The following is a 23,023-nucleotide window of genomic DNA, read 5'->3' on the forward strand; positions in this document are numbered from 1 at the left end:
AATTGTGTCCCCCTTTTTATCGCTTGTGGAAATTATTCAGCCGTGTAAGGCAGAAGTGCCACTTGACGTGCGCGTTTGATTGCGATCGTCAGTGCGCGTTGGTACTTAGCGGAAGTACCGGTCACACGACGAGGCAGGATTTTACCGCGCTCGCTGATGAACTTTTTGAGCAAATCAACATCTTTATAGTCGATGTGTTTGATTTTGTTCACTTTAAAGAAGCAAACTTTACGACGCTTGTTAGGACGTCCTTTGCGTGCCATGATAGTCCCTCCTTCTTAAGGAATGTGAAAGTTATATGATTTGTTTAGAACGGCAAGTCATCATCCGAAATGTTGATCGGCTTGCCTGCGCTAGCGAAGGGATCACCAAACGGGTCGTAGTCGTTTCTCTGCCCGCCGGACGGCTTGCTGCCGCCGCCGAAGCCTGGACCCGGATCAAAACCTGCGTTGTCTCCGTTGTCATTGCTTCGACCGCCCAGGAACTGGACGTTTTCCGCAACAACCTCCGTCACGTACACTCTTTTTCCTTCTTTATTATCGTAGGAGCGCGTTTGCAGGCGTCCTTCGATGGCGGCTTGTCTGCCTTTGCGCAAATAGCTGGCGCACAGGTCAGCCAATTTTTGCCACGCGACGATATTGATGAAGTCGGCTTCTCTTTCGCCCGCCTGGTTGGTGCGAGGACGATTGATCGCCACAGTAAAAGTAGCAACGGCAACGCCATTCGATGACAATAGGTAAAACTTTGGCATGTGCGCCTCCGTCTTTTCCCCTGTCCCAAACCGTACGTGCAAGTTTCCCTGCATACGGCTTTCCATCGAACTGACCCCGACTTATTTAAGGTCGAGAAGGATTAACATGGCAATCAACCCTCAACTAACCACTTTAGCTTTACCTTTTAGTTTCTCCCTATACTTAGATAGCTTCTTCGCCATTTTCGGATTATCAACTTCCGAGGTTCCATGAATCAATTCATGGCATCCGTCATGGACGCTAGCGAGATTGGCTACTTTATTAATTTCGTGCAATGGTAATGTTGGGTCAATGTGATGGCAGTGATAGTCGTTCGGTAAAATATCGAGCTCACATATTTTACATTTCCCTTTATCCCGATTCCAAGCGTACTCTCGATTCATGTAGTATTCAAAGTTGTACTTTCTGAGGTTATGATTTGAAGAACGTGAGTTCTTCTTAGCTAACCTAAAGCTGTTAGGATTGTAGAGCGGAGGTCTATCCAATGGGTTCTTCTTCTTGGACAACTGAGCGTATAAACTCCTGCCTTCCTCTGTATACGGAGTCATGGCTTGGTTGAAGTTTACTGCACGATCTGAGCCAGTCATGAAGAACTTGGTGATTCCCACCCATTTCCCTTCAACTTCGACAGCGTGACATTTGGTTGTGTAACCGGCGTGTCTAGCTGGTCTGTTAGAAAGTTCCTTTGCCGTTTTCACATGGTCGAGGTTCTTACCGCCGTTCTGGTTGTAATACATCGACTTCCATGTGTAGTGACAGGCTTTGAATACTTTGTTGTCAAGGCTTGAGAAAACCTTACTGCAAATCGACTTGTTGTAGTAGAGCGATAAACCGACTATCATCGAGTTTACCTCTTCGATTACGACAGCCTTTTGATATTCGCAGACGGTAGTTTTCAGGCTCTTGATTTTGTCGAGGACTTCCCTGAACTTTTCGTTCAGCTTCTTGGTATTCGGGTAAACCTTGCAGGTTAGTGGGCGTTTTCTTACTTTACCCGTTCTACCTGTAAAGGTTCTTGGCTTTTCGACTTTCAGCCAAAACCCTAGGAATGACATTGCTTTCTCAGTAAGGTCAGTAATGACTGTTTTATCAGGAGAAAGTTGCAGTTTCAGCTTAGCCTCAAAGTATTTATTGAGTGCTTTTAACCGTCTTTCAGCTTCTTCTCTGGATTTGGTCAAGATAACCCAGTCGTCAGCGTATCTCACGAGAAATACAGGTTCGATTCCCTTTTGCCTCATTGCACGTCTGGCGTTCTTTTCGTTGGAATACTGTTCTAGTTGGTAAGGATTTTCGTACCAGCTTGATACAATCCAGTCAAAGTCGTTCAGATATACGTTTGCAAGCAGGGGGCTGATAATCCCACCTTGCGGTGATCCTAGAGTGGATTCTTCAAACACGCCTTCGTTCATTATTCCTGCTTTAAGCATTTTCATGACGAGTGCCAGCACCCTCTTATCAATTACACCCATTTTACTGAGTTTGTTGATGAGGAGTGAGTGGTCGATGTTGTCGAAGTAGCCTTTAATGTCTCCTTCGATTGCGAATCTAAACTCACCAATATTGATGAGACTTGCTATCCTTGCTATGGCGTGATGAGTTGACCGATATGGTCTAAAGCCGTAGCTGTGTGGATAGAATTTCGCTTCGAGGATGGGTTCTAGGACTATCCTGGCGCATTCCTGAATGATTCTGTCCTGCATCGTCGGTATTCCCAACGGTCTCATTTTGTCGGAGTTCCCTTTAGGAATGAGTTTTCTCCTAACTGGTTGGGGGTTGTAGCTTTCGAAGCATGTTTTAATGGTTCGAAGCAACTTTTCCCTCGGCATCTGAAGATAGTCTCTAATGACTTTCTTGTCGATACCTGCCGTCATACTGCCCTTGTTGGACTTAATGTTGTGTATAGCAGTTATGATGGTTTGTTCGTTAGTAATTAACTCATATAATCCAGTGAAGGACTTTCCGTCTTGAGACTGCCTGTATAGGGTGTCGAGTACTGATTTTAGTTCAGTCTCCGACTCGACTTGAGCATTAACCCTCATCTTCTCAGTCCTTCCTATATGTAATAGGAAGAAACTATCCAAGCAGAGATGAGTTAGCGATAGACTTTCGGACTGTACAATCCTCCAGCGTTAACTCAAGTCAAGGTTCTTTTAGTGGCAGTTATCAATCCGACTGCCCCCCTTCGCCATGTAAACGGCTTTCCCGTTCTCGGACTACTACGGGGGCTCTGACTTCCCACAAAACCTCAACGGACTGACATCCTCCGTTAAGTGGGATCTCCCACGTTCCCTGCTTCCTATCCCTATGTTTACTGACTTTTAGGTGCGTACCCTACCCCGGGGAACCTAGACGTGTTTTGAATCCCAGTTGTTCCACGTCTTTACGGATTATTTCAAATCCGCAGTTGTAATACCAACACACAAGATATTACAACGTATCCCATTGCCCCTTTCGGGTGAACTTGCGTTACGAGGCTGCATACGTTCGGATTAACTTCCTCACCATGAGTCGGCTTTTAAGGAGGCCCGCATCACTTTCGCCATATCCTTTCGGACTTAGGTTACTTGGATTACGACTTTACCTAGCTCTCAGACAGCTATTGGTGTCAGCCAATGTCCGCCTGTAGGAGTCTTAGCCCTCATGCCAAGCGTAACTTGTGGATTCGGCATGGCTTCCGCGTTTCACGGAAGATTTCAGAAACAGAGTTCTTGACTTTGACGTGCGAGTATTAGGGTGCACCTAGATACCGTCAAAGTCCGTCGCTTTTCCCTACAGTTGTAGGTTAGGCGAAACGTGGCGCACGCGTATAGCGAAGTTCAGGATCTTTGGTCAGGTTGCCGATGAGAATGACTTTATTCACCTTGGTTCCCCCTCTTGCCGCGACGGTGATTACTTCTCATCACGAACGAACATGAAGCGGATGACGTCGTCGTTGATTTTCATCAGACGCTCTGCTTCCGCAACAGCATCAGCGTTCGCTTTGAAGTTCATCAAAACATAGTAACCTTCACGGAACTTATTGATTTCATAAGCAAGACGACGCTTGCCCATTTCTTGAAGTTTGGAAATTTCGCCGCCGTAGTTGGTTACGATCTCGCTGTAACGAGCTACATTGGATTTCACTTTCTCTTCTTCAAGGTCTGGACGCAATACATACATAACTTCGTATTGACGCATACCTTTTCACCTCCTTATGGACTTTAGCGGCCCGCACGCGGGCAAGGAGCGAGTGCTGAAACGAAACGCATTAGACATGCACTCCATAAATACTCGCATTATCGTATTATACCAAAGCGAATCTTGCGTGGCAAGGCTCAAGTCTAGACATTGAACCGGAAATGCATGACATCTCCATCCGCCACTACGTACTCTTTTCCTTCCAATCGGTACTTGCCGCGCTCGCGTGCTGCTGCTACCGATCCAGCTTCTACCAGGTCGTCGTACGCGATGACTTCGGCGCGAATGAAGCCGCGCTCGAAATCGGTATGGATGACCCCTGCCGCTCCCGGCGCTTTCGTGCCGCGGCGGATCGTCCACGCTCGGACTTCCTGCACGCCTGCCGTAAAGTAAGTGACCAGGCCCAAGAGCTCATACGCTGCGCGAATCAAACGGTCCAAACCGGATTCCTCAAGGCCCAGCTCCTGCAGGAACATTTCCTTGTCCTCGCCTTCCAGCTCTGCGATCTCGGCTTCGACCTTCGCGCTGATAACGACTACGTGCGCTCCCTCGCTTGCTGCATGCTCGCGTACGGCTTGCACGTGCGGGTTGGTGTCAGCGGTCTGAATGCCGTCTTCGGCCACATTGCACACGTACAGCATCGGCTTGATGGTCAAAAGGTGCAAGTCGCGAATCCATTTGCGCTCCTCGTCATCCAGTTCCACGCTGCGCGCAGCATTCCCTTCTTCAAAGGCGGCCTTGAGCTTCTCCAGCACATCCAGCTCTTGCTTGGCTTCCTTGTCGCCCGCTTTTACCTTGCGGCCGATGCGGTCGATACGGCGCTCGACAGAATCGAGGTCGGCAAAGATCAGTTCGAGATTGATCGTCTCGATATCGGAGAGCGGATCGACACGGCCGGCGACGTGTGTAATGTTTTCATCTTCAAAGCAGCGGACGACGTGCGCAATCGCGTCCACCTCGCGAATATGGCCCAGGAACTGGTTGCCCAAACCCTCGCCCTTGCTCGCGCCTTTTACCAGGCCGGCAATGTCCACGAATTCGAATGCAGTCGGCACTACTTTGTTTGGAACTACGATCTCGGTCAATTTGGCCAGACGAGGATCTGGTACCTCGACGATGCCGACGTTCGGATCAATCGTACAGAACGGGTAGTTAGCCGATTCCGCTCCGGCTTGGGTAATGGCGTTGAACAAGGTCGACTTGCCTACGTTGGGAAGACCTACAATCCCGCAAGATGCACCCATCTATATACACTCCTTATCATCATCCTGACATCCTTTTAAGTATATAGATTTGGATATAAGAATACAATTGCATCCTTGTGGCAACTGTTCCTGGACGGACCGAACCGAAAGGCAATGGCATGCTGACACTTGCAGCTTACCCGGATCTGGTGGGACAAAAAAAGAAATGCTAGACTGGATGGCAGGAATACTGGACTTTCGGACTACATGAAAACGAGGTGTTTTTCTTGAATTTGCTCTTGTTCGGAGCCACAGGCCGCGTGGGCAGCCACATTTTGAAGCAGGCGCTCGCGGACGGACATCGCGTGACGGTATTGGTTCGCTCGCCGGACAAGCTGTCTCCCCCAGCAGGAGACCAACTGCGGGTCATCGCCGGCAATGTCCTAAAGCCCGCCGATGTACAGCGCGCGATGAAAGACGCCGATACAGTCATCAGCACACTCAGCACGGACGGGTCCACGGTCTTGTCCGAAGGGATCCCGCACATCATCCGCGCCATGGAGCAGGAAGGCGTTACCCGCATCATCACTGTCGGGACGGCCGGCATCCTGCAAAGCAGAACATCCCCGGAATTGCTCCGCTACCAGTCCAGCGAGTCTAAGCGAAAATTGACCCGCGCTGCGGAAGAGCACCACAAAGCCTATTTGCTCCTGGAGAAGTCCGGCCTCGATTGGACGATCGTTTGCCCGACCTATTTGCCGGATGGCGACCGGATCGGTTCGTACCGGGTCGAAGCCGACTTTTTGCCCGAAGGCGGCGCGGAAATATCGGTTCCCGATACGGCAGACTTTACTTACAGCCTGGCCGGCAGCCGCGACTACATTCGCTCCCGTGTCGGCATCGCCTATTGACCCTCCGCTTTCGAAACGTTAGAAAACCCGGCTACGCCAAGCCCTTTGGCGGAGCCGCGGCTGCCCTTATACTGGATAGGAATTTTATAAATTCCTATCTGTACGAAGAAAAGGCTCCCTCTCGACGGAAAGGGAGCCCTTCTTTTTTGCCTGATGTCAGGCAGCTTACTTCTCGTTGACCAGCTTCTCCAATTCGGTTAGCGTCTCTTCGAAAATTTCCATGGCCTGTTCGATCGGCTTGGAGGTCGACATATCTACTCCGGCCGCTTTCAGCACTTCGATCGGCGGTGCAGAGCTGCCAGCCTCGAGGAAGTTGGTGCGGATGCGGTCCACAGCCGGCTTCCCTTCATCCAGGATTTGTTTCGCCAGAGCCTGGGACGCGGCAAAGCTCGTCGAGTATTGGTAGACATAGTACTTGTAGTTGAAGAAATGGGAAACGCGAGCCCACTCCATCGCGATCTCATCGTCAGAGACCATGTCTTTCCCGTAGTACTTCTTGTTGATATCAAGGTAAATCTTTTTGATGGCCTCCGCGTTCAGCGACTCTCCCGCCTGCTCCTTTTCGTGAATGGCTTTTTCAAATTCGGCAAACTGGGTTTGGCGGAACAGCGTCGACCGGAAGTTTTCCAGGTAGTGATTGAGCAGGTACATCTTTTCCTCTTTGGTCTTCGCCTTCGCATACATGCTCTTGAACAGCAGCGTCTCATTCATCGTAGACGCCACTTCAGCCGTGAAGGTCGGGTAATTCGACGAGACGTACGGCTGCGTTTTGTTGGTGTAGTACGACTGCATGGCGTGTCCCATCTCATGCGCAATCGTAAAGACGTCGTCCAGCGTCCCCTGGTGGTTCAGCAATACGTACGGATGTGTATCGTAGGCTCCCCACTGATAGGCGCCCGTCCGCTTGTCATCGGTCGAATAAACGTCTACCCATCCGCTCTCCAGACCATCCGCCAGCACTTTGACATAGTCGTCTCCCATCGCTTGCAGCCCATCGACGACCATCTTTTTGCCATCCTCAAACGAGATGTATTTGTCATCGGACGGCACGATCGGGACGTAAATGTCGTACATGTGCAGCTCGTTGACCCCGAGCATTTTCTTCTTCAGGGCGATGTAGCGATGCAGCAGCGGCAGGTTGTCATTGACCGTATCAATCAGCTCGTCGTACACCTTGGTCGGGATGTTGTTCGGATTCAGGCTGGCTTCCAGCGCAGACTGGTAGTGGCGTGCGTCCGCGTAGTAGTTGTCGCCCTTCACTTTCGCCGCCAAAGTCTGGGCAAAGCTGTCCTGAAAATCGATCAATGCGCTGTAATAGGCTTTAAACGCATCTCTGCGGACACGTTGATCCTTGCTTTCCAGGAGCGAAACGAAGTTGGCCCGGGTGATCTGGATCTCTTTCCCGCTTGCATCCTTGATTTTCGGGAACTTCACATCCTTGGACAGCATGCTGTAAATATTCGTTGGCGAATTTCCGAGCGGGGCCGACTTGGCCAGCAGCTCCTCCATTTCCTTTGATAGAGAATGCGGCTTCGTACGCAGCATATCCTCGAGGAACAGCTTGTAGGGAGCCAGGTTCTTGTCCGCCAGCAAGTTCTTCATCTTGGCGTCGGGAATTGCCACAATTTCCGGTTGGACCCACGCCGATTTTTCCGAGACCAGCGTGTACATTTTTTCGGCCCGGTCCGCGAGCTTTTGCAGCTCCGAATTAGCCGAGTTGACATCGAGTGACATGTTGGCGTACACATACGCCTTGTCGTTTAGACGCATCAAGCTCATGTAGTCTTCCAGTGCCTTCAGCATCGTGGAAGCAGAAGTGCCCAGCTTTCCTTGATACTGGGTGAAAGCTTTGGCCATTTCTTCGACCTTGGCGACATCTTTTTCCCAAGCCTGGACAGTCGGATAAATATCATCCAGCTTCCATTTGTACTGATCCGGAATCTCCGCGCGCGACTGATAAACAGGAGCTTTTTCCGCAGCCATCGCAACTGCAGGCGAACTGTACGGGATAAAAGGTCCTGTTACGGTAGCCAACGCAATAGCCAATGCCGTGACTGATGCAAATGCTCGCTTTTTCAAATCTCAATCGCCCCTTTGCTTTCTCTCTCTTATTCTTTTCCAAAATCTAGTTACTGTAATTATCTTTTTTCGCCCAAATATCCTTCTTGATTAGTAGAAATATTTTAAATATTTATTAACAACAGTCTATTTATCCAGAGAAAATTCAGTTTTGTGGATAATTCTGTGGATAACTGTCGCTTTTTCGTTGGTTTTGACCGATTTGGTTCCCGCTGTTCTGGTTCTCCACAAGAGAGTTGTCCACATTTTCTGTGGATAGCGTGTGCATAACTTATTTTTCCTCCACACCCGTGACAAACGCCCATACCTCTTCTCCGCTTTTGACATAGCATGTGTATTGAAACTAGGGTAGGAGGTGTTAGCAAGTGGGTATCTTTAACGGTTTCGATGACTTCGCGCTGATCTTGGTTCTCTTCATCCTTCTCGTGATCGTTGGTTGTGACTGCAACTAATACTCCCGCTGCGATCCAGCCTATCTAAACGGAAAGCCTGTTTCCAACAAGCATTCCTTGCTTTCCGCACAAAAATCCGTGAACTTTGGCGATTGCGCCCTCGCTTCGCCATGAATTGTCATAGCGCATCACTCGATCCTTCCGGGAGAACACGTCACGATTGTAAAAATCAGAAACTCAGCCGAAGGTATAGTCCTCAGGAGCGGAGATCTGGTGGCAGAACGTCACTACTCGCTCCGGAATTAGAAAACCTGGCTACGCCATGCCTTTTGGCGGAGCTGCGGTTGCCCTTATACTGGATAGGAATTTTATAAATTCCTATCTGTATGAAAAAAGGATGCAGCCCTATGCAGGCTCATCCTTTTTGTTTGCTCCAGACGGATTCTTCGTGTTCCCGCGGCTCGAGCTATTTCGCCCCCGTCGTAAAAGTGGAACGCTGCGCCGGGTTTGGATTCCCTGCCGTATCGCGCAAAAGACCTGGCAAAACCTCGATCTGATACGTTTTGTACGGCAGCCATTTCCCTTTCGGCTTTACCGTCAGCATCCGTTTGCTCTTGTTCCACGTAATGGTATGAGCGATGCTGGCGCCTGCTTCGTCGGTCAGTCGGACAAGCGGCCCAGCCGTCTTGCTCGACAGCGTCCCGCCGCTCGACAGCAACACTTCCTCCGAAAATTGGAGTGTCACTTTATCTTGAAGCTTGACTTGTTTTGCCCCGTGCCCCGGAAGAATCGTGGCCAATGGCGCAATTTTATCCACAGGCTTTTTTGTGGAAAACACACTTGTCACTTCGGGATTGACTTGTCCACGCTCGTTCTTCAGCTTTTTCGCCGGCAACGTCACTTTGAAGGTCTGACCGGCTTCCAAATTTCCTACCGGGTCGATCGTGACCGTTCGGCTCGCCTTGTTCCAACTGACCGTGAACGGCACACGCTTTTTCTTGCTGTCCGTCAACTGAATCATGGATGTCCAAGACGAATTGGCAGGCTCCTTGTTGTTCATCAAGCGAACGGGCCCAGAAAACGAAAGCGTCACGAGCGTATCCGGAGCAACCTCCCCCGCTTTGTCGGCCGGCGACAGCTTGATTCCCCATGCGGATCCCTCCGCTGCCATCGTCGGCCTTGCCATAAACACCAGCAATACTACCATACCGAGTGCTTGCAGCCAGCTGTTTGTCCGTCTCTTCATCGAATCCCCCCATCTGAACGGCAGGAAGCTGTTCCCACATCGAACAGCCTCCTCTCACCGTTTATGGGCATTGTAAAAAAAGACAATGGGGGGTTTCAAAAATATTCTTTCTTATTCCTGCTCTTCCCCATGGCTCAGGATCTTTTTCAGCTTTCGTTCAAACTCCAGACGCGGGAGCATCACGCTATGGTCGCATCCGGTGCATTTGATCCGTATGTCCATCCCCATGCGGATCACCTTCCAGGCGTTTGTCCCGCACGGATGCGGCTTTTTCATTTGAACGACATCCCCCAACCCAAACTGTTTCCGTTCCATTCTGGTTTTCTCCTTTCTCTACGCTTGCCCTTGCATTTGTCCCTGGCCTTTTCCCTGCATGGCGACAATTTTCGGGTACGGAATTTGAATGCCTCGTTTCGTAAACTCCGTCCGGATCATCGCCCGCAGATTCCGATTCACGCCGTGATGTGTATTTGGCCTGCACTCTGCTGTTACCCTCATCGTCACTTCCGACGGACCCAATGCCTGCACACCGAGGATCTGCGGCTCAGCCACGATGTCTGTCAGCTCGCTTTGGGCCATCCGCAGCACTTCCCGAAGCACGTCCTCTACCTGCTTCAGATCCTCCTCATAGGCTACGGAAACATCTACAACCGCCAGCGTATTTTGCAAAGAGAAGTTGGTCACCTGCGTAATCGTACCATTGGGAAAAATGTGTACCTCTCCCGTCCAACTGCGGATGCGCGTGATCCGCAGGCCAATTTCCTGAACCGTACCGGTCATGTTGTTGATCGTCACAAAGTCGCCGACAGCGAACTGATCCTCGAATATGATGAAAAATCCGGTAATCACATCGCGCACCAGGCTCTGCGCTCCAAAGCCGACTGCCAGACCCAGCACCCCCGCGCTGACCAGGACCGGTTTCAAGTCGATCCCCAGCTGCTGCAGCACCATGAGAATCGCCAGGAAATACAGCGTGTACCGAACGACGTTGTTGACCAGCACACGCATCGTATCGACGCGGCGCTGATCCATCTGCAGCTTGCTCCCTCTCCGGTGCTGAAATACTTGGGTGACCCCTGCCTGGACTACTGATACCACAATTCGCGAAACTACGATGATCGCGATAATTTTTAACGCAATCACTCCGATATTCATCCACATGTCGGCGTTCGTTACGTCATTGTAAATTTGTTCATAAAGTGATGAAAAAAAGCCTCCGTCTTTCATTCTTCCTGCTCCTTTCTGTTCCCTTTCTCGTCGATTTCCGCATAGCAGTCGGAAAATCGGCGAAAATAGCCGCGAATCATCACTTGCTGTTCGTCCATGATCGTCTTGGCCTGTGAATAATCAGGCAGTGGAAACTCGATGGAAAGGGCACAGCCTGCCGTTATTTCTTTCGGAGTCGGGCGCGTATCAATCTCTATATCCGCATACTCCAGCAGCATTTCCGCACGCAAAGCTTGCTGGGTGGAATCAAATGCGATCAGTACCGTCTCTCCTCCCATTTTTCTCCCTCCTGCATCCTTCTGTGGATGGTTCCATACAAGCTTCTCTTATTGTACCTGTTCACTTATTCTCTTGCCAGCTTCGCAGATTTTTCAAAACCTACGTAACCTTCCCATTAGCTGGTATAAAAATGACGTTTCGGTACTATACTGTGAATACTCTTCAAATCTTTTGATTGATGATCGCGAGAGTGGGGGTAGCCATGAATACATTTGACAATCGCAAGGATAGTTTCTTGCCACCGTTTAAAGTGGAATATCGCAGTGAAAATGCAGATGAACACCTGGCTCTTCACCTTGCTCATCGCTTTCGCCTAAAGCCGTTTGAAGACGAAATCGTTCTGGTGTGCATTGGGACAGACCGTTCAACCGGCGATGCCCTGGGCCCTCTGGTGGGCAGCAAGCTGCAGGCTCATACCTCCCGAATGCTTCAAGTGTACGGGACTTTGGACGATCCTGTCCATGCCATGAACCTGAAGGAAAAGCTGGAATTCATCCAGACCCGCCATCCCAAGTCTACGGTCATCGCCGTCGACGCCTGTTTGGGCCAGTTCAGCCATGTGGGCAATATCAATGTGATCAACGGGCCGCTAAAGCCGGGAGCCGGCGTGAAAAAAGAGCTTCCGCCCGTCGGTACCTTTCACATCACCGGCATTGTCAACGTCGGCGGCTTCATGGAGTACTTTGTGCTCCAAAATACTCGTCTGGCCGTCGTCATGCGCATGGCGGAGATCATCGCTTCCGGATTGTCGAAAGCCGTTTCGTTAGCCTCAGAGGAAAGCCGTCTGGGCAGTGTTTGAACTTATCTGCCCAGGTACGTGCCAACTCCTCGTTCCTATAGGTGAAAAGACTTGCTCTCCTCCCCCTCTGGGAGAACAAGTCTCTTTTTTTGTTCTTTGAAGATAACCACTCTGTTGATTGGCCTCCCTACCGAAGATCCAGGCACAACCGATACAGCTGCGGTTCAGCAGCCAGCCTTTCCTACGCACTACGCAGTACCAACCCGACTTACGCTGCACGTACGCTGCTTCCAAGCCCGAGACCGGGTCGGCTGCTCTTGTACCTGGATTGGTTCGTTACCTGGCCGACTTGTTTGTCAAAGGCTGCCTCGATCAGTTCAGCCTCGATTTGTCTCCCAAAAACGACAACAAATCGATCAGCCTTTCCCGTTTTTCCGACATCATTCGCTCGAACCTCGACACGTATTGTCCCGAAAAAATGCAAATAGTGCTCCTGCGAAATTTGTTTTCTCCTCTTTCTGGCGAATGGCTCGTCACACACTCTCTTTCTTCGTTTGCGATCGTGATGGACCGCTTTCTGTACAATTCTATCCTTTCACGACAACCACGCGATTTTCATCCTCTTTTTCTATCAGCTAAATAGGTGCTCTTTTCGCTTCCCCTTCCCGGATGTCTTCTTTTCCTGAAAAACGGCTCTTTGGCCCCTTACAATCCGCTTCTGCCTGCCCAATGTCTTTTTACCTATGCGATTCCTGTCGGCAATTGCCAGCCTGTTTATTCGAGCCGCACCCCCCGCCAATTTTGGTCGTGCAGCTCTTTCCACGACTAGCAGCCTTTTCTGGCAAAACCTTTTCTGGCACAATCTTTTTCACCTGCAACAATTTATCCAACGCTTCCTCTGTTCTGCCTGTACCCCTTGCTCCTTCGCTTCTCTGGCCCACGAATGATCTGTCGTTCTGCCGACTCTGTTGTCCATGAAACAATCAGTTGATCCTTTGCTTACGTACCTCGCTGCGTTAAGAGCCTGCTATCCCCATGCCGATTTTATCGCTTCCTCACTGCCGTTCCAACCGTTGACGTTTTGCCTACTGCCAGCAGCACGCAGCACATCCCTGATGCCTTGACGTTTTGCTTATTACTAGCTGCAGCTCCAGACGTTTTGCTTACTACCACAGAACGCCTCTCATTCTCCGACATTTTGCTTACTACAGGCAACACTCCTCTCAGCCCCTGGCGAAATCTTGTTTCGATGCCTTCCCTCAAGCCGGGCTTTTCCTTTCCTACCGCGATTGCCAAGCACATACCGAGCTCCCTCATCATAAAAAAGACTCTTCCCCTAGGAAGAGTCTCGACGTTCCTTATGAAAACAGCTTGCCCAGCCACTCGGTGACGGGAACGCCCAAAGCAGCGATCACCAGAGCAGGCAGCATGTTGGCTACATTGATCTTTTTGAGCTCCAGAACATTGATTCCGATCGCAATAATCATCAGGCCACCGACTGCCGTTACCTCCACCAGGATCGCGTCAAGCATGCTTTGGCTGACCACATTGTAAATTTGTGTGGACAGCAAAGCAATTAGCCCTTGGTACAGAAACACGGGAATTGCTGAAAACAGCACGCCGATCCCCAACGTGGAAGAAAAGATAATGGCGGAAAAGCCGTCCAATAAAGCCTTGGTGAACAAAATATCGTGGTTGTTGCGAAGCCCGCTATCCATGGATCCCAAGACACCCATGGCACCAATGCAGTAGACCAGCGTCGTCGTGACAAATCCGGTAGCAATGCCGCCCTGTTTGCTGCCTCCCACTTTTTTCTCCAGCCATTGACCGAGGCGATTCAGCCCTTTCTCGATCCCGATCACTTCCCCGATGATTGAGCCCACTACGATACTGATGATCACCAGCAAAAAGTTGTCGGACCCCAAGCCCATTTTGATCCCCAGGAGGATGACAGCCAGTCCGATTCCTTGCATGACGGTTTTGCGAACCGATTCGGGAATCCGGCTCAGCAGTCTGCCCAGCAAGGCTCCTGCGATGATGGCTAGCGCATTAACCAGGGTGCCCAGCAAAATCATGTGTAAGTTTCCTCCTACGACTCCTTACTCAAATGCAGCAGCGATCTCCTGTACTGCTTGAATAAGCGTTTCTACGTCCGCCTCCGTATTGAAAATACCGTAGCTGACCCGCACGGCTCCTCGCGCTTCCGTACCTGCGGTTTGATGGCCGAGCGGTGTGCAGTGATATCCCGACCGAGTAGCAATTCCGTACTGTTGATCAAGAATAAAGGAAACCTCCGATGCGTCAACCCCAGCGATGTTGAACGAAACCACTCCGACCCGCTCAATGTCCACCCCTGGTCCATACACCTCTACCCCAGAAATTTTTTCAAGGGCGGTGATTGTCCTTTTGACCAGCTCCCACTCGTGTCGACGGATGTTGTCCACGCCCTTTTCCATGACGTACGTGACTCCCGCCAGCAAGCCCGCCAATCCAACCGTGTTGGCAGTCCCACTCTCGTACCGATCCGGCCTGGTCGTTGGCTGGTCTACCGCTTCCGATTGACTTCCCGTCCCACCGTGAATCAACGGTACGAGATCAATATCGTCCCGTACATATAGGGCGCCCGTTCCCTGCGGTCCGTACAATCCCTTGTGACCAGGGAAAGCGAGCATGTCGATGTTCATTTCTTCCACGTGGATCGGCAATACCCCTGCCGACTGAGAGGCATCGACCAAAAACGCGATCCCGTGCTGCTTGGCCATAGCTCCCAAGTCGGCAACAGGCAAGATGACCCCTGTCAAATTAGAAGCATGGCTTACGACCAAAAGACGTGTATTCGGCTTGATTGCCTTCTCGAAATCTTCCAAATCAAACAGATGATTCTCTCTTGGTCCGACGTACGTCACATCAACACCGCTCGTTCTGTGCATGTACTCCAGAGGACGTCTCACGGAATTGTGCTCGATGGACGAGGAAATGACGTGATCGCCCGGTTTCAGGAATCCTTTGATCGCCTGATTCAGAGCCTGTGTGGCATTCATATAAAAAAAGAGGTTATTCGGGTTTTGAATCCCAAACAACCGCGATAATTGCACTCGTGCACGAAACACGGTTTTGCTCGCTTTCATCGCCAAAGCATGTCCGCCTCTACCCGGATTGGCTGCAAAATCATCGATGACTTCTGCCATCATTTCCTTTACGTTCGGCGGCTTTGGCCAGGTGGAAGCTGCGTTATCCAAATAGATGATCGCCATAACTACCTCCTGTGATTACGATTCCGGTTGCAATAGATCAATAATTCGTTGCAGATCTTCCGGCGAATAAAAATCGATCTCGATTTTTCCGCGTTTGACGCCTTTCTTGATCTTCACCGCTGTTCCAAATCGGCTGCGCAACCGTTCTTCTATCTCTATCAGCACCGGCTCATGTTTTGCCTGCTTTTTCTTCTTTGTTTCACGTGAAACATTCAGTTGTTTTACCATTTCTTCCAGCTGGCGAACACTCAAAGCCTTTTCCACAACATCTTTCGCCAATTGGAGCTGTACCTGCTCCTGATTCACCGTCAACAACGCGCGGGCGTGCCCCATGGAAAGCTCCGCTTGCGACACCATTTTGCGAATCGTATCCGGCAGTTGAAGCAAACGCAGCATGTTGGCTACATGCGGTCGGCTTTTTCCAATTCGCTGGGCCAGCTGTTCTTGTGTGTACTCGTGATAAGCGATGAGCTTGTCGTACGCTTCCGCCTCTTCCAATGGATTCAGGTTTTCCCGCTGCAGATTCTCGATCAGAGCGATCTCCATCAACTGCTGATCGGTGTAGGCCTTTACCACGACAGGTACCTGCTTCAACCCGCACAGCTTGGCAGCCCGAAGCCTTCTCTCCCCTGCAACGAGCTCGTATCCTTTGATGCTTTTCCGAACAATCAGCGGCTGTATGATGCCATGTTCCCGAATCGACTGCGCCAGCTCGTCAATCGCCGACTGCTCGAATTCTTTGCGGGGCTGATACGGATTGGGACGTATCTCACTGACGGAAACTTCTTTGACTTGTTCCCCTTCTTCAATGAGATTGGAAGTAATAAGTGCGTTCAGCCCTTTTCCCAAACCTCTGCTCATACCCCTACCACTTCCTTCGCCAAATCGGTATAGACTTCCGCGCCCCTTGAGCGTGGATCGTACGTGATGATGGCTTGTCCGTGTGATGGCGCTTCACTCAAGCGAACATTCCGAGGAATGATCGTCTTATATACTTTTTCTTGAAAATACTTCTTCACTTCTTCAATGACCTGGATTCCCAGATTGGTTCGCGCATCCAGCATGGTCAATACGACGCCTTCGATCGCAAGCTGCGAATTGAGGTGTTTTTGTACCAGACGAATGGTATTGAGCAGCTGGCTCAGCCCCTCCAGCGCATAGTATTCGCACTGGATGGGAATCAGCACGGAATCTGCGGCGGTTAGCGAGTTTACTGTCAAAATGCCCAAGGAAGGCGGGCAATCAATAATCACGAAATCGTATTTGTCTTTGACGACTTCCAGAGCCTTTTTCAGGCGAACTTCGCGTGAAATCGTGGGAACTAGCTCAATTTCCGCACCCGCCAATTGAATGGTGGCTGGAATAATCATTAAACCTTCAATTTCCGTTGGCAAAGTGGCATCGACGGGGCTGATGTCATTGATAAGTACATCGTAGATACAATATCGCACATCGGCCTTGTTGACTCCGATCCCGCTGGTTGCATTCCCCTGTGGATCAATGTCCACCAGCAGCACCTTTTTCCCCAATGCGGCCAGACACGCGCTTAGATTGACGGACGTAGTCGTTTTTCCGACGCCGCCTTTCTGGTTCGCAACCGCAATGATTTTACCCAACTTCTCCACCTCATTTTTTTCGTGTAGGAAAGTTCGAGATCTGCATACATTCTGGTTGTTCTTGTGAAAACTTTCCGGTACGCATGACTGTATATCCTGCTATTCTCTCAGGCTACACAGTGACAAGTTCTTGACAAGCAAGAACCTGCTGAAAAAACCTGTACGAGCCTTCCTTCTCTAGTAATAACCATGTTACCAGATTTGCCGCCTTGCCGTACGCTGTTTTTTTAGATTGGTACATTTTCTCCTGATTTTTGTCAAACCCAAACGGCCGCTCCTGTTGGCATAGTGAAAAATGCCTGACACCCCTTGTTCTTGCAGAGAGCCTCATCACACGCCATACCTGATTCCAAGCGTTGCCTCTTCATTGCTGTTACCCGTTTCAACTAGCTGTGAATGGGGGGAATTTACCAATCCTTTGGACGGTCCTTTTCCTCCCATTCATGACAGTACCGGAATTTGACCAAAAAGAACGGCGGCCCAATCGCCACCGTTCTATCCCCTGAAGGGTATGAACCGCTTTATTTTCAATTCGATCTACTTGCCTGCTTCCTTGTTTTTTGGAATCCGGATCGTGAACTGATAAAATTCGTCATGGTCCTCTTCATTCGTTTCTACCGGCAAACCGGTTTGCATGACCATATCGATCGATTGACGGACGGTATTGATCGCGATGCGTGCATCTCTGGAGAACGCCTTCCATCTAGGCTTGCGCTCTTTCTCCTGCTTCGGATTCTCCTCTGCCTCCAGAAGCTGCTTCACTCTGACCTCGGTCTGCTTTACATTCCAGTCCCGTTCCAGAATTTCTTGCAGCACTTTCAGCTGCAGTTCGCTTTCTTTCAACGGAATAAGCGCACGCGCGTGGCGTTCCGTCACCTGGCGGGCCAGCAGCGCATCCTGAATTTCTTGTGGCAAATGAAGCAATCGAAGCTTGTTGGCAATCGTGGATTGTCCTTTGCCTAGTCGCTGTGCCAGACTCTCCTGCGTCAGGTTGTGCAGGTCGATCAGCTTTTGGTAGGCTACCGCTTCTTCAATCGCCGTCAAACCTTCCCGCTGCAAGTTCTCAATCAACGCGATCGAGGCGGTCTGCGCATCATTGAACTCCTTAATGATTGCAGGGATCCGCTCCATGCCCAATTTTTTCGTTGCACGCAAACGCCGCTCCCCTGCGATCAATTCATACTGACCATCCCTCACCCGTACGACGATCGGCTGAATCAATCCGTGCGTGCGAATCGTTTGACACAATTCATCAATTTTCTCGTCATCAAAAACCGTACGAGGCTGATACGGGTTCGGAACGATCTCCTCCACCGGTATTTGCCTGATCTCTTCGTTGTCTGTCTTATCGGTCAGCCCGAAAATGCGAGAAAATGAATCCTTCACTGCCATAGAAAATCCCCCACTTCTACCCGTACCATCCCTGCTAATTGTTGCTGTTTCATTGGGAAAATTGGGCATCCTTCCTGCTCGTCTGTACCGTGTGCCATTTCGCCAACTCTTTTGAATGCCGGGTGCTTTTTGCCATTTCCTGAGAACATGAGCAGGTCCCTCTGCTCCTCCATACCGAAGCTTGCCGACTTGTCCACCTACAACGTTCGGATGTTCAGCCTCCAGACCCTTGCTGTCGTTATTTCCGACTCTTTCCATTCCAAAAACACGAATAGATCCCGCCAGCCTCTTTTCTCGAGAAAACGGGTCTCCGGTCGGAGCCCCGAGCAGCGATTGATTCGTGCTAACGAAGGATAGAATCCTGCAACTATGCCGATCAAAACAAATCCGAATGCCTATAGCGACTTGTTGGCAGAAGCTTTCGCAATATCGGTGGCGATAAAAGGTTCCTGCGGCCTACACAAAAAGACGCTGCATGCTCTGTTGCCCGCAGTGGCGAATTCCTTTTGACCTAAACACGTTCTGTAGTTGCTCCTGCTTACGATTCTTTTACTATTTGGTATTCTGCAAGATTCGTCCAATTCCTGCTAGTGAAAAACGTTTCACGTGAAACATCAGTCGTGATCTTCGTCGTAATAAACCCACCTCCCACGCCCTTTTGGCTGCTCCTCTTCATCCAGGCTTTCGTCGGAGAAATGTGAAATTTTGGTGGCGTGAAACAGCTTCGGAAACAATCTGTGAAAATCCAAGGTCAAGTAGGCGAAAAATGCGGCGACAATAGCCGTGCGTGATGTACATCCCGGCGCTAAACATCAAGCCGATTGCAGAGGCTACCCACATTCCTGCAGCAGTCGTCAATCTTTTGACCGAGCCATTGAACTTGATAATGGCCCCTGCCCCCAAAAAACCCATTCCCGTCACCACCTGGGCTGCCACCCGGCCCGGGTCATCACTCGCCCCGGTGGAAGGAAATCCGTATATCGATGCGAGTCCAAACAGACACGAGCCAAAACAGACAAGGCTGTACGTCCGAAAGCCTGCGCCTCTTCTGCGATTGACGTCTTTGATGAATCTCTCCCGCTCCCATCCCATGATCGCTCCAGCCAAGAAGGCCAAAAACAAACGAAGCAGAATGGTCGGCAACTCCGGCGGAAAAAAGCTGGCAAGCACGTTCTCCACGGATGGCTCATCTCCCCACAGAGCTTTTTCTTTGAAAAGTTATTCGTATGTATATGCCGAGAAATGGACTGGCATGCCCGAGGTGACAGAAGCCCTTCTGGGAGCCTTTCTGCAAGGAATCGACTGTCTTCGGAAAAACGCTGCCCTCTATTGGGACTTGGCCCCGGATCCTGGGTTCAAAGAAACAAGCTTTGCCTTCTTCCCTTTTGAAAAGGAGCCTCCATCCACAGGTCACCTATCCCGTGACCACGAGAAATCAGTCATTGCTGGATCCGCGCATCTATTTCGAGGCTGGATTGCTGCTATTCGTTTCTTACGGTGTGGTGGCAAAAGGATCTGGTCATCGAAAATCCCTGACGGACCGAAACGCTGCTTTCGAATGGGGCTGCGGAATATGATTTGTTCGTTGTTCCGTTTTTCTTTTCCTCATTTGGCCCTATCGCTTGCAGGCGAATCTCTCCGTTTCCAGCTTGCTTGATCCCCCAAAAACTATCGTAAGCTCTCCTTTGCCCGATTCGAGTGAATCACTGCATTCTTACTCGTGACCCCTTTACGCGTATCGAAAGCCGACGTACCAACCAGATGACAAGTGAATGGCTGCTCCTTCTCCTCTGCCTTCTTCCATCACCAAGCTTCTTGTCGCACCTCCCATTTTGCCCCTCAAGAGACGACCCGCTCCCATCCGCTGGCTCCTCTCCCTCACCATTGATCAGATCGTACCCACCACGGCTATCCGCAGAAAGGTGGGTACGTAATCCGTTGCGATCCGTGAAGAGGCACTAACGCAAAGTGATGCTACCAGCAAAGTGGTGATATCCACAACGTACTACCACCCGCTACAGCACTATCAGCTTGAAACATGCTTCCGCCGAAGAGAAGCGATCCGCGCAAGAGCATCCATTTACGAGAAAAAAGGCCGCAGCCTCTGCCGCGACCTTTCTTCGCTCTTGCACAACTTACAGAATCGGTTTTTTGGCCGGAACGCCCGCCTTGCGCGGATAGTTCTTCGGCGTCGCTTCTATTTTCTCGACGATCACGATGTTGCGCTCTCCCGCTTCCTCCATCAGTTGAAACGTCTCGACTTTTCGGGTCTTGCCCCCCAATGTTTTGATCGCCTTTTTCGCTTCGTTCAGCTCCAGCGTCATTTCTGCGCCTTTCAGAGCGATGAAATGACCGCCTACCTGGGCGAAAGGCAGACAAAACTCGGAAAGCAGATTCATTCTCGCGACTGCCCTTGCGACGACCAGCTGGAATTTCTCCCGATACGCTGTTTCCTGCCCCCGATCCTCTGCACGGCCATGGACGGGATACACGTGCTCGAGCCCCAATTCGTCAGCGACGTGCTGCAAGAAGTTCATGCGCTTGTTCAAGGAATCGATGATCGTCATCTTCAGATGCGGAAAGCAGATTTTCAGCGGAATGCTGGGAAAGCCAGCTCCTCCTCCGATATCGACCACAGACTCTACCTTGTCAAAAGGAAAGTAAAAGGCTGGCGTGATGGAATCGTAAAAATGCTTGACGTACACCTGACCTTCTTCCGTGATTCCCGTCAGGTTCATTTTCTCGTTCCATTCGACCAGCAGGTGGAAAAACCGATCAAACTGCTCCATCTGTCGCTCCGTCAAGACAATGCCCTTGGCAGCGAGCGCCTCGGCAAACTGTTCTTTCGTCATTCGCTTATCTCCTTATTCTGCGGCACCGACGCGGTTGTACTGCTCCAAATACACCATCAGCACGGAAATGTCCGCCGGGGTGACCCCGGAGATGCGCGCTGCCTGGCCGATATTCAACGGGCGGATCAGCGACATGTTTTCACGCGCCTCTTTGGACATGCCCGAAATTTGCTGATAGTCGATCCCCTCGGGAATCCGGCGCTCCTCCATCTTTTTCATCCGTTCGACTTGCTGGAGCGACTTCCGGATGTACCCGTCGTATTTGATCTGGATTTCCACCTGTTCCGCTACCTCTTCCGGCAGCGGCTCCGCAGGCGGCGCCATTTGCAGGATGTGACCGTACGTCAATTCAGGGCGGCGGAGCAGCTGGGCCAGCTCGATCACCTCAGTCAGCTCCGGCGAGCCGGCTGCACGCAACACTTCCTGGACGTGCTCCATGTCAGGGCGCACCCGGGTATTCATGACGCGTTCCTTTTCCTGTTCAATCAACTGACGTTTGGCATTGAAACGAGCATAGCGCTCCGCGGTGATCAGGCCGATTTCGTATCCGATGTCCGTCAAGCGCAGATCGGCGTTGTCGTGGCGCAAAAGCAGCCGGTATTCGGCACGGGACGTAAGCAGGCGATACGGCTCCCTTGTTCCTTTGGTGACCAGATCGTCAATCAGCACGCCGATGTACGCTTCTTCCCGGCCCAGCACAACAGGCGATTTCCCCTGAACGCGGCGTGCGGCGTTAATCCCTGCCATCAGCCCTTGTCCCGCCGCTTCTTCGTACCCGGAGGTCCCATTGATTTGCCCTGCGGTGAATAGGCCTGGCAATACTTTCGTTTCCAAAGACGGCCACAGCTGTGTCGGCACGATGGAATCGTACTCGATTGCATAGCCTGGGCGCATCATTTTGACTTCTTCCATCCCCGACATCGAACGCAGCATGGAGAGCTGCACGTCTTCCGGAAGGCTCGTCGACAAGCCTTGGACGTACATTTCTTCCGTGTGACGTCCCTCCGGCTCCAGGAAAATCTGATGGCGCGGCTTGTCGTTGAAACGGACGACTTTGTCTTCGATCGACGGGCAGTAACGCGGACCCGTGCCTTCGATCATCCCGGAATACATCGGTGCCCGGTGCAAATTGCCGTTGATCAGCTCATGTGTCTGTTCATTCGTATACGTCAGCCAGCAAGGTAGCTGATCCATGATAAACTCGGTCGTTTCATAGGAAAATGCACGTGGGACCTCATCTCCCGGCTGGATCTCCATTTTGCTAAAGTCGACGCTGCTTTTATGCACACGTGGCGGCGTACCTGTTTTAAAGCGCGTCATTTCAAAGCCGAGCTCCTTCAGGTGATGGGCCAGACGAATGGAAGGACGCATGTTGTTGGGGCCGCTTTCGTACTGCAAATCGCCCAAAATGATTTTTCCGCGCAGATACGTTCCCGTCGTCAGCACGACCGATTTTGCTTTGTAGCGAGCTCCTGTCTGCGTCACTACGCCTTCGCATACCCCGTCATTTACGATCAGCTCTTCCACCATCGCCTGGCGCAAAAGCAGATTCGGCGTGTTCTCAATGGTGCGTTTCATTTCATGCTGATAGGCGAATTTGTCCGCCTGCGCACGCAGCGCATGGACGGCAGGTCCTTTTCCCGTATTCAGCATGCGCATCTGGATGTGCGTTTTGTCTGTGTTTCGGCCCATCTCTCCGCCGAGCGCATCGATTTCACGCACGACATGCCCTTTGGCGGGACCGCCGACAGAAGGGTTGCACGGCATAAAAGCGACTGCATCGAGGTTGATGGTCAAAAGCAAGGTGCTGCAACCCATGCGGGCAGCCGCCAATGCCGCTTCACACCCCGCATGCCCTGCCCCAATCACGATGACATCAAACGAGCCAGCTTCATACATAGGTACCGCGTTCACTTTGTTTTC

The 23,023-nt window shown here is 51.0% G+C and carries 21 protein-coding genes; 3 read left to right on the forward strand and 18 right to left on the reverse strand.

Going from position 1 to position 23,023, the window contains the following annotated elements; genetic code table 11:
• Positions 1-32: 32 nt before the first annotated feature.
• The 5 genes from rpsR to ychF form a co-directional block, all read right to left on the reverse strand.
• A complete protein-coding gene (gene rpsR, locus RGB73_RS29905; RefSeq protein ID WP_005831740.1) occupies positions 33-263 on the reverse strand; it encodes a 30S ribosomal protein S18 in 231 nt (76 codons plus the stop codon).
• Between the two features lie 44 nt (positions 264-307).
• Entirely contained in the window at positions 308-751 is a 444-nt protein-coding gene (locus tag RGB73_RS29910) for a single-stranded DNA-binding protein (RefSeq protein WP_310767564.1), read from the reverse strand.
• Positions 752-871: 120 nt separating this feature from the next.
• Positions 872-2,791 carry a group II intron reverse transcriptase/maturase gene (gene ltrA, locus RGB73_RS29915; protein WP_310767566.1) on the reverse strand — a complete coding sequence of 640 codons (1,920 nt, stop codon included), beginning with the start codon at positions 2,789-2,791 and terminating at the stop codon, positions 872-874.
• Between the two features lie 850 nt (positions 2,792-3,641).
• Positions 3,642-3,929 (reverse strand): 30S ribosomal protein S6, encoded by a 288-nt coding sequence (gene rpsF / locus RGB73_RS29920; RefSeq protein WP_005828370.1) that lies wholly within the window; start codon positions 3,927-3,929, stop codon positions 3,642-3,644.
• Between the two features lie 143 nt (positions 3,930-4,072).
• Entirely contained in the window at positions 4,073-5,173 is a 1,101-nt protein-coding gene (gene ychF / locus RGB73_RS29925) for a redox-regulated ATPase YchF (RefSeq protein WP_310767570.1), read from the reverse strand.
• Between the two features lie 227 nt (positions 5,174-5,400).
• On the opposite strand from ychF, the gene RGB73_RS29930 reads away from it, so the two are divergent.
• Entirely contained in the window at positions 5,401-6,024 is a 624-nt protein-coding gene (locus RGB73_RS29930) for an NAD(P)-dependent oxidoreductase (RefSeq protein ID WP_310767573.1), read from the forward strand.
• Between the two features lie 165 nt (positions 6,025-6,189).
• On the opposite strand, the gene pepF is transcribed toward RGB73_RS29930, so the two are convergent.
• On the reverse strand, positions 6,190-8,103 hold the full coding sequence (gene pepF, locus RGB73_RS29935) for an oligoendopeptidase F (RefSeq protein WP_310767575.1): 1,914 nt from the start codon (positions 8,101-8,103) through the stop codon (positions 6,190-6,192).
• Between the two features lie 365 nt (positions 8,104-8,468).
• Here pepF and RGB73_RS29940 point away from each other — a divergent pair, with 365 nt between their 5' ends.
• Positions 8,469-8,555: a YjcZ family sporulation protein gene (locus tag RGB73_RS29940; RefSeq protein WP_016739383.1), complete on the forward strand. Its 87-nt coding sequence runs from the start codon at positions 8,469-8,471 to the stop codon at positions 8,553-8,555.
• A gap of 406 nt (positions 8,556-8,961) precedes the next feature.
• Here the strand turns inward: RGB73_RS29940 and RGB73_RS29945 are convergent, their stop codons facing one another.
• From RGB73_RS29945 to RGB73_RS29960, 4 genes are all read right to left on the reverse strand, one after another.
• Positions 8,962-9,741 carry an Ig-like domain-containing domain gene (locus tag RGB73_RS29945; protein WP_310767578.1) on the reverse strand — a complete coding sequence of 260 codons (780 nt, stop codon included), beginning with the start codon at positions 9,739-9,741 and terminating at the stop codon, positions 8,962-8,964.
• Positions 9,742-9,852: 111 nt separating this feature from the next.
• Complete coding sequence (locus RGB73_RS29950) at positions 9,853-10,056, reverse strand: DUF951 domain-containing protein (protein ID WP_310767581.1); 204 nt, start codon at positions 10,054-10,056, stop codon at positions 9,853-9,855.
• Positions 10,057-10,074: 18 nt separating this feature from the next.
• Positions 10,075-10,968 (reverse strand): mechanosensitive ion channel family protein, encoded by an 894-nt coding sequence (locus RGB73_RS29955; RefSeq protein ID WP_310767584.1) that lies wholly within the window; start codon positions 10,966-10,968, stop codon positions 10,075-10,077.
• A complete protein-coding gene (locus RGB73_RS29960) occupies positions 10,965-11,246 on the reverse strand; it encodes a putative Se/S carrier protein (RefSeq protein ID WP_310767586.1) in 282 nt (93 codons plus the stop codon). The genes RGB73_RS29955 and RGB73_RS29960 overlap by 4 nt, the downstream gene beginning before the upstream one ends.
• Positions 11,247-11,449: 203 nt before the next feature.
• Here RGB73_RS29960 and yyaC point away from each other — a divergent pair, with 203 nt between their 5' ends.
• The gene (gene yyaC / locus RGB73_RS29965; protein WP_310767588.1) at positions 11,450-12,046 is read left to right on the forward strand and encodes a spore protease YyaC; all 597 of its coding nucleotides are present in this window, start codon (positions 11,450-11,452) and stop codon (positions 12,044-12,046) included.
• Between the two features lie 1,298 nt (positions 12,047-13,344).
• Here the strand turns inward: yyaC and RGB73_RS29970 are convergent.
• The 8 genes from RGB73_RS29970 to mnmG form a co-directional block, all read right to left on the reverse strand.
• Positions 13,345-14,061 carry a DUF554 domain-containing protein gene (locus tag RGB73_RS29970; protein ID WP_310767590.1) on the reverse strand — a complete coding sequence of 239 codons (717 nt, stop codon included), beginning with the start codon at positions 14,059-14,061 and terminating at the stop codon, positions 13,345-13,347.
• 24 nt (positions 14,062-14,085) lie between these two features.
• On the reverse strand, positions 14,086-15,240 hold the full coding sequence (locus tag RGB73_RS29975; protein WP_310767592.1) for an aminotransferase class V-fold PLP-dependent enzyme: 1,155 nt from the start codon (positions 15,238-15,240) through the stop codon (positions 14,086-14,088).
• 15 nt (positions 15,241-15,255) lie between these two features.
• Positions 15,256-16,101 carry a ParB/RepB/Spo0J family partition protein gene (locus tag RGB73_RS29980; protein ID WP_310767594.1) on the reverse strand — a complete coding sequence of 282 codons (846 nt, stop codon included), beginning with the start codon at positions 16,099-16,101 and terminating at the stop codon, positions 15,256-15,258.
• The gene (locus tag RGB73_RS29985) at positions 16,098-16,856 is read right to left on the reverse strand and encodes a ParA family protein (RefSeq protein ID WP_310767596.1); all 759 of its coding nucleotides are present in this window, start codon (positions 16,854-16,856) and stop codon (positions 16,098-16,100) included. The genes RGB73_RS29980 and RGB73_RS29985 overlap by 4 nt, the downstream gene beginning before the upstream one ends.
• A gap of 537 nt (positions 16,857-17,393) precedes the next feature.
• Positions 17,394-18,248 carry a nucleoid occlusion protein gene (gene noc / locus RGB73_RS29990; RefSeq protein ID WP_310767599.1) on the reverse strand — a complete coding sequence of 285 codons (855 nt, stop codon included), beginning with the start codon at positions 18,246-18,248 and terminating at the stop codon, positions 17,394-17,396.
• A 672-nt stretch (positions 18,249-18,920) separates the two neighbouring features.
• Complete coding sequence (locus tag RGB73_RS29995) at positions 18,921-19,427, reverse strand: MgtC/SapB family protein (protein ID WP_310767601.1); 507 nt, start codon at positions 19,425-19,427, stop codon at positions 18,921-18,923.
• Positions 19,428-20,383: 956 nt separating this feature from the next.
• A complete protein-coding gene (rsmG, locus tag RGB73_RS30000) occupies positions 20,384-21,100 on the reverse strand; it encodes a 16S rRNA (guanine(527)-N(7))-methyltransferase RsmG (protein WP_310767604.1) in 717 nt (238 codons plus the stop codon).
• Positions 21,101-21,112: 12 nt separating this feature from the next.
• Positions 21,113-23,014, reverse strand: coding sequence for a tRNA uridine-5-carboxymethylaminomethyl(34) synthesis enzyme MnmG (gene mnmG / locus RGB73_RS30005; RefSeq protein ID WP_310767607.1), 1,902 nt, complete (start codon positions 23,012-23,014; stop codon positions 21,113-21,115).
• Between the last annotated feature and the right edge of the window lie 9 nt (positions 23,015-23,023).

This window comes from Brevibacillus brevis, assembly GCF_031583145.1.
Lineage (GTDB): Bacteria > Bacillota > Bacilli > Brevibacillales > Brevibacillaceae > Brevibacillus > Brevibacillus brevis_E.

Excerpts from the sequence above, each read along its gene's own strand:
- rpsR (WP_005831740.1), bottom strand. The coding sequence starts at position 263 with ATGGCACGCAAAGGACGTCCTAACAAGCGTCGTAAAGTTTGCTTCTTT.
- RGB73_RS29910 (WP_310767564.1), bottom strand. The coding sequence starts at position 751 with ATGCCAAAGTTTTACCTATTGTCATCGAATGGCGTTGCCGTTGCTACT.
- ltrA (WP_310767566.1), bottom strand. The coding sequence starts at position 2,791 with ATGAGGGTTAATGCTCAAGTCGAGTCGGAGACTGAACTAAAATCAGTA.
- rpsF (WP_005828370.1), bottom strand. The coding sequence starts at position 3,929 with ATGCGTCAATACGAAGTTATGTATGTATTGCGTCCAGACCTTGAAGAA.
- ychF (WP_310767570.1), bottom strand. The coding sequence starts at position 5,173 with ATGGGTGCATCTTGCGGGATTGTAGGTCTTCCCAACGTAGGCAAGTCG.
- RGB73_RS29945 (WP_310767578.1), bottom strand. The coding sequence starts at position 9,741 with ATGAAGAGACGGACAAACAGCTGGCTGCAAGCACTCGGTATGGTAGTA.
- RGB73_RS29950 (WP_310767581.1), bottom strand. The coding sequence starts at position 10,056 with ATGGAACGGAAACAGTTTGGGTTGGGGGATGTCGTTCAAATGAAAAAG.
- RGB73_RS29955 (WP_310767584.1), bottom strand. The coding sequence starts at position 10,968 with ATGAAAGACGGAGGCTTTTTTTCATCACTTTATGAACAAATTTACAAT.
- RGB73_RS29960 (WP_310767586.1), bottom strand. The coding sequence starts at position 11,246 with ATGGGAGGAGAGACGGTACTGATCGCATTTGATTCCACCCAGCAAGCT.
- yyaC (WP_310767588.1), top strand. The coding sequence starts at position 11,450 with ATGAATACATTTGACAATCGCAAGGATAGTTTCTTGCCACCGTTTAAA.
- RGB73_RS29970 (WP_310767590.1), bottom strand. The coding sequence starts at position 14,061 with ATGATTTTGCTGGGCACCCTGGTTAATGCGCTAGCCATCATCGCAGGA.
- RGB73_RS29975 (WP_310767592.1), bottom strand. The coding sequence starts at position 15,240 with ATGGCGATCATCTATTTGGATAACGCAGCTTCCACCTGGCCAAAGCCG.
- RGB73_RS29980 (WP_310767594.1), bottom strand. The coding sequence starts at position 16,101 with ATGAGCAGAGGTTTGGGAAAAGGGCTGAACGCACTTATTACTTCCAAT.
- noc (WP_310767599.1), bottom strand. The coding sequence starts at position 18,248 with ATGGCAGTGAAGGATTCATTTTCTCGCATTTTCGGGCTGACCGATAAG.
- rsmG (WP_310767604.1), bottom strand. The coding sequence starts at position 21,100 with ATGACGAAAGAACAGTTTGCCGAGGCGCTCGCTGCCAAGGGCATTGTC.